General features: G+C 59.6%; 4 protein-coding genes and 2 tRNA genes. 4 read left to right on the forward strand and 2 right to left on the reverse strand.

All coding sequences use genetic code 11. The annotated features are described in order from the left end of the window. Nucleotides 1-2 precede the first annotated feature (2 nt). Both NUV89_RS13490 and NUV89_RS13495 read left to right on the forward strand, forming a co-directional pair. On the forward strand, nt 3-839 hold the full coding sequence (locus tag NUV89_RS13490) for a Slam-dependent surface lipoprotein (protein ID WP_257781705.1): 837 nt from the start codon (nt 3-5) through the stop codon (nt 837-839). Nucleotides 840-867: 28 nt separating this feature from the next. After that, on the forward strand, nt 868-2,403 hold the full coding sequence (locus NUV89_RS13495; RefSeq protein WP_257781706.1) for a surface lipoprotein assembly modifier: 1,536 nt from the start codon (nt 868-870) through the stop codon (nt 2,401-2,403). A gap of 46 nt (nt 2,404-2,449) precedes the next feature. Here NUV89_RS13495 and NUV89_RS13500 read toward each other — a convergent pair. Then, a tRNA-Leu gene (locus NUV89_RS13500) sits at nt 2,450-2,536 on the reverse strand. A 153-nt stretch (nt 2,537-2,689) separates the two neighbouring features. Next, a tRNA-Leu gene (locus NUV89_RS13505) sits at nt 2,690-2,776 on the reverse strand. A 224-nt stretch (nt 2,777-3,000) separates the two neighbouring features. Between NUV89_RS13505 and rnr the strand changes: the two genes are divergently transcribed. Both rnr and rlmB read left to right on the forward strand, forming a co-directional pair. Then, nucleotides 3,001-5,637, forward strand: coding sequence for a ribonuclease R (gene rnr, locus NUV89_RS13510; protein ID WP_257781707.1), 2,637 nt, complete (start codon nt 3,001-3,003; stop codon nt 5,635-5,637). Then, nucleotides 5,634-6,389 (forward strand): 23S rRNA (guanosine(2251)-2'-O)-methyltransferase RlmB, encoded by a 756-nt coding sequence (rlmB, locus tag NUV89_RS13515; RefSeq protein WP_248750993.1) that lies wholly within the window; start codon nt 5,634-5,636, stop codon nt 6,387-6,389. The genes rnr and rlmB overlap by 4 nt, the downstream gene beginning before the upstream one ends. Nucleotides 6,390-6,473 lie beyond the last annotated feature (84 nt).

Here is a 6,473-nt window from a genome sequence, read left to right on the forward strand (position 1 = left end):
TTATGAAAAAACTGTTTGTGTTTTCTGCGCTTGCTTTGGCCGCTTCGGGTAGCTTTGCTGCTACTGTAACGGGTGGTTCTTCCACGGCGTATGTCTCCGTGCAGCCGTCCAATATGCAGGGTGTTGGTGAGGTTGGGATTGCTATGCCGACGGTTGTTAGCGGGACTGCCGATATCACTAAGGTTGTCAGCTTTAAAAGTGGCCCTATTGCTCAAACCAACGGGTTGATCCCTGCGGCGAGCACCACATCCGCGCACATCGTGATGAACAACGTGAAGATATCTGAAACTTGGAAATCCTCCGTCGCCTACGGCACTCAGGTGTATTCCTACCGCCAGATCTCCGACCCGCTGCCTAACTTCCCACAGTTTGGCGGTGAAGTGATCGCCAAGGTGCCGGGCGTCGAGGTGTACTTCGGTGAATGGGCGCCACGTAAAACCGGCGTTCAGCCAGATAAGAGCACGGATCTCAACCTGACGAGCGCCAACCGTACGGTGTTCTACGCCGGTGAAAACGCGACGACCGCCATGCCAACCTTGGTTAACGCCAAGTACGACGTAGTCGGTATCAAGCGATTCGACCCAAGTGCACCAAGTGTTTCCTCGGGGACCCTGAACGTCAACTACGGTGGCAGCGCCGGCACCATCGCAGGCTCTATTGCTGGCGGTGCAGGTACTGTGAACTTCAACGGTACCAATATTGCCTCGAACGGCTCTTTCCAGAACACCGGCAGTACCATCAAAGGCCAGTTCTACGGCACCGGTGCAGAAGCCATGGCCGGTATCTACAACACTGGCAATACCGCCACCAGCGTCGCTTTCGGCGGCAAGAAGCAATAACTAAAACCCCGCGTCAGAAAAGGGAGAGTTGATCTCTCCCTTTTTCATCATCGTCCCTTCGCTGGATCTGACCCACATGCCCCTGTGCCTGCCCCTGCGGCTTGCTTTAACCCTATTCTTGAGTTCATTGGCCTGCACCGCTTGGGCCGATGAAGACGACACCCGGCAACTGCTGAACAAGATCGACCGGACCATGACCGAGCGTGAGCGCGCCCACTTGGTGGATACCGATCCGGCGAAAGACAACGCCTCGCTGATTACCATCGAGGGCCGTACCTATAACGTACAGAACACCCTGGAAGACCTCGGCCCTGCGATCTACGTCACGCTGAACCTGCAGCAGTGGCCCAAGGTGCGCCAGTTCGTCGAGCGCTACCGCCAGTTGCCCGGCCATGAGCCGGCGTTGGTGTCGATGGCCGAGGGCATGCTGGCCCGCCAGGAGAAGCATTACCGTCAGGCGATTGCCAGCCTGCGCAGGGCGGTGGCGCAAAACCCGTCATTCGCCCGGGCGAAGCTGGAGCTGGCGCGAGCGCTGTTCGAGGACAATCAATCCCGCGAAGCCAAGACCTTGTTTGATGAGGTGGCGCAAAGCACGGTGCCCGAGCAGGTGGTGCCAGTGCTGGAGGGGTATCAAGGCGCATTGCGCGAGCGCGACAGTTGGCATGGTTCTGTATCGATGGGCACTGGCTACAACAGCAATATCAACCAGGCCAACGGCATGACCACGCGCACCCAGGTGTGCGGTTTTTTCGAGTGCTTCGAGACCAACCGCAAGATGCCTTCGCCAATCAAATCCTCCAGCCTGGTGTATGACGCCGTGGCCGAGCGGCGCTTGCAGATCGAGGGCAACCACCACCTGCTGGTGCGCGGGCTGAGTTATGGCAATTACTACCATCGGCACAAGGAAGACGAGCCGCAGACCTATTACGACGACAACACCAGTGTGATCTACATCGGCTACAACTACCTGAGTGCGCTGGATGATGTCTCGGTCTCTCCGCTGTTCGAGAGTTACTGGGGTGATCGACATAACAAGTATCAGGCGACGGGGTTGCGCACCGAGTGGAAGCACACGCTGACCGAGCGCCTGCAACTTACCGCCCAGGCGCAACAGAAGCATTTTCGTTTCCAAGGCGAAGAGCGCGATTACTTTGAGAATTACGACGAACGCATGGTGGGCGGTTCCGCGTCCTACCTGCTGGGCAGCCAGACCCTGGTTTACGGGGGCCTGACCTACACGCGCCGCACCCAGCCGCAGGCATCGGCCCGCAACAAGGAGTACATGGCCAGCCTGGGGCTGTATCGGATGTTTGATGTGGGGATCAATCTGAATGCCACCGCGCTGTACCGGCGTACGCGTTATGACGAGGCGGACGCTTTTCTCGGCGGCCTGCGCGAAGATCGCCAGCAGATCTATATCGCCAACCTGGCTGTGCCGCGTTTCAAGTTCGCTGGCCTGGTGCCCAGCCTTTACGTGAAGCGTACGGTCAACGCGAGCAGCATCGACTGGGCATACACCTACCGCCAGACCGAAGTGGCACTCAAAGTCGAAAAGAGTTTTTAGGAGGTCAGGAACGAAAAAACCCGCTTTCGCGGGTTTGATCTGAATTTGGTGCCCAGGAGAAGACTCGAACTTCCACGACCTTGCGATCACCAGCACCTGAAGCTGGCGTGTCTACCAATTTCACCACCTGGGCATTATCAAGCAACGTTGCCGCTGTTGATGGGGCGAACTATACGGCGGGCTTTTAGATCTGTAAACCCCTGATTTAAAAAAATTAATCGGGATTTGCTTTAAAAATCAAAGACCTGAAACGAAAAAACCCGCTTTCGCGGGTTTGATCTGAATTTGGTGCCCAGGAGAAGACTCGAACTTCCACGACCTTGCGATCACCAGCACCTGAAGCTGGCGTGTCTACCAATTTCACCACCTGGGCAACATCAACAACGTTGCCGTCGTCGATGGCGCGCACTATACGGAGGGCCTAATGAGCTGTAAACCCCTGCCATGAAAAAATCCTGGAATATTTCGCCAATGGTCGTGCAAGGTGCCTGGAAAGGGCGCCAAAGGGCTTTTAAACGCTTGTTGATGCCTGAAATTTCCCGTTTCAATACGCGTATGCCAAACTAACCCGCATATAGACAAGGTGAAAACTCTCTAATGGCCGATTGGCAGTCCCTCGATCCCGAGGCCGCTCGTGAAGCGGAAAAATATGAAAACCCTATTCCTAGCCGCGAACTGATCCTGGCGCACCTCGCCGATCGGGGTTCGCCTGCTAGCCGCGAGCAGTTGGTTGAAGAATTCGGTCTGACCACCGAAGACCAGCTCGAAGCCCTGCGCCGCCGCCTGCGTGCCATGGAGCGCGACGCTCAACTGATCTACACCCGCCGCGGCACCTACGCGCCGGTGGACAAGCTCGACCTGATCCTGGGCCGCATCGCCGGCCACCGTGACGGCTTCGGCTTCCTGATCCCGGACGACGGCAGCGACGACCTGTTCATGAGCCCGGCGCAAATGCGCCTGGTGTTCGATGGCGACCGTGCGCTGGCGCGTGTGTCCGGCCTCGACCGTCGTGGTCGCCGTGAAGGCGTGATCGTCGAAGTGGTGTCCCGTGCTCACGAGTCCATCGTCGGCCGCTACTTCGAAGAAGGCGGCATCGGCTTTGTCGTGCCGGATAACCCGAAGGTCCAGCAGGAAGTGCTGATTACCCCGGGCCGCAATGGCGCCGCCAAGGTCGGTCAGTTCGTCGAGGTGAAGATCACCCACTGGCCAACCGCACGGTTCCAGCCACAGGGCGATATCGTTGAAGTGGTCGGCAACTACATGGCGCCGGGCATGGAAATCGACGTTGCGCTGCGCACCTACGATATTCCTCACGTCTGGCCTGAGGCGGTGCTGAAAGAAGCCGCCAAGCTCAAGCCGGAAGTGGAAGAAAAAGACAAAGAAAAACGCATCGACCTGCGCCATCTGCCGTTCGTCACCATCGACGGCGAAGATGCCCGCGACTTCGACGATGCGGTCTACTGCGAAGCCAAGCCAGGCAAGCTGCGCCTGTTCTCCGGCGGCTGGAAGCTGTTCGTCGCGATTGCCGACGTGTCCAGCTACGTGAAGATCGGTTCGGCCCTGGACAACGAAGCCCAGGTGCGCGGCAACTCGGTGTACTTCCCTGAGCGCGTGATCCCGATGCTGCCTGAGCAGCTGTCCAACGGCCTGTGCTCCCTGAACCCGAAAGTCGACCGTTTGGCCATGGTGTGCGAGATGACTATCTCGAAAACCGGCGAAATGACCGACTACCAGTTCTACGAAGCGGTGATCCACTCCCAGGCGCGCCTGACCTACAACAAGGTCAGCACCATCCTGGAAACACCGAAGACCAGCGAAGCCAAGGCCCTGCGTACCGAATACGCCGGTGTCGTGCCGCACCTCAAGCAGCTTTACTCGCTGTACAAGGTGTTGCTGGGCGCCCGTCATACCCGTGGCGCGATCGATTTTGAAACCCAGGAAACCCGGATTGTCTTCGGTTCCGAGCGCAAGATCGCCGCAATCACCCCGACCACGCGTAACGATGCGCACAAGCTGATCGAGGAATGTATGCTGGCGGCCAACGTGGCCACTGCCGAGTTCCTGAAGAAGCACGAAATTCCTGCGTTGTACCGTGTGCACGACGGCCCGCCGCCGGAGCGCCTGGAAAAACTGCGCGCCTTCCTTGGTGAGCTCGGCCTGTCCCTGCACAAAGGCAAGGATGGCCCGTCGCCGAAGGACTACCAGGCCTTGCTGGCCAGCATCAAGGATCGCCCGGATTACCACGTGATCCAGACCGTGATGCTGCGCTCCCTGAGCCAGGCGGTGTACAGCGCTGATAACCAGGGCCACTTCGGCCTGAATTACGAGGCGTACACCCACTTCACGTCGCCGATCCGTCGTTACCCGGACTTGCTCACGCACCGCGCAATCCGCAGCGTGATCCACTCCAAGCAGAACACCCCGCACGTCAAGCGCGCCGGTGCCATGACCATTCCGAAGGCGCGGATCTATCCGTACGACGAAGCAGCCCTGGAACAGCTGGGCGAGCAGTGCTCCATGAGCGAGCGCCGTGCCGACGAAGCCACCCGCGACGTGGTGAACTGGCTCAAGTGCGAGTTCATGAAGGATCGCGTAGGCGAGACGTTCCCGGGCGTGATTACGGCCGTGACCGGTTTTGGTCTGTTCGTCGAGCTGACCGACATCTACGTCGAAGGCCTGGTGCACGTCACGGCCTTGCCGGGTGACTACTACCACTTCGACCCTGTGCATCACCGCCTGGCGGGCGAGCGCACTGGGCGCAGCTTCCGTCTGGGCGACACCGTGGAAGTACAGGTCATGCGCGTCGACCTCGACGAACGCAAGATCGACTTCGGCATGTCTGATAAGCCAGCCGAATCGCCGGGTAGCCGCAAAAAAAATCGTGGTAGCACACCGACCGCACCTGCCAGCAAAGGCAAGGGCGCACCTGCAAAAGCAGCTGAGCCTGAGCTGGCCGCCAAGGCTGGTCGTCGCTCGTCTACCAAGGAAAAGGCTCCCGAAGCCTACCGCCCAAGCGACGCTGCGGCGAAAAACGCCGAGCTGCGCAAGAGCCGCGAGTTGAAGCAGCAGTTGCTCAACGAAGCCAAAAGCGGTGGTAAAGCGGCGTCTGGGGGAAAGTCCCACGGGGCGGAAAAGCCGTCGAGCAAGCCAAGTAAACATCGCAAAGGCCCGCCAAAAGCGGGTTCGGCCCCTGCCAAAAGCGGCGGGTCGCGCAAACCTAAGGCCAAGTCATGAGTCTGGAAAAAATCTACGGCGTCCACGCCGTAGAAGCACTGCTGCGTCACCACCCGAAACGCGTCAAGCAAGTGTGGTTGGCGGAAGGTCGCAGCGAGCCGCGTGTACAAGCGCTGGTTGAGCTGGCCACGCAAAACAAGGTTGCCATCGGCCAGGCCGAGCGCCGTGAAATGGACGTTTGGGTTGAAGGCGTCCACCAGGGCGTGGTGGCGGACGTAAGCCCGAGCCAGGTCTGGGGCGAAGCGATGCTCGACGAGCTGCTCGACCGCACCGAAGGTGCGCCGCTGCTGTTGGTGCTGGACGGTGTGACCGACCCGCACAACCTCGGCGCATGCCTGCGTTCGGCGGATGCTGCCGGCGCGCTGGCGGTGATCGTGCCTAAAGACAAATCGGCCACCCTGACGCCAGTTGTGCGCAAGGTTGCCTGCGGCGCGGCGGAAGTGATTCCGCTGGTGGCCGTGACCAACCTGGCGCGCACCCTGGAGAAACTCCAGCAGCGCGGCCTGTGGGTCGTGGGCACGGCGGGGGAGGCCGAGGTCAGCATTTATGACCAGGACCTCACCGGCCCGACCATCCTGATTATGGGTGCCGAAGGCAAGGGCATGCGTCGCCTGACCCGTGAGCATTGCGATTACCTGGTGCATTTGCCGATGGCCGGTAGCGTCAGCAGCTTGAACGTGTCGGTTGCCACCGGCGTGTGCCTGTTCGAAGCGCAGCGCCAGCGTGGCGCGAAGGTCAAGACCAAGAAGTAATCAGGTCCGGCGCAGATCCAAATGTGGGAGCTGGCTTGCCTGCGATAGCATCACCTCGGTATGGCTGATGCACCGAGGTGTCTG

It is taken from the genome of Pseudomonas sp. 18.1.10 (assembly GCF_024655625.1).
Classification (GTDB): Bacteria; Pseudomonadota; Gammaproteobacteria; order Pseudomonadales; family Pseudomonadaceae; genus Aquipseudomonas.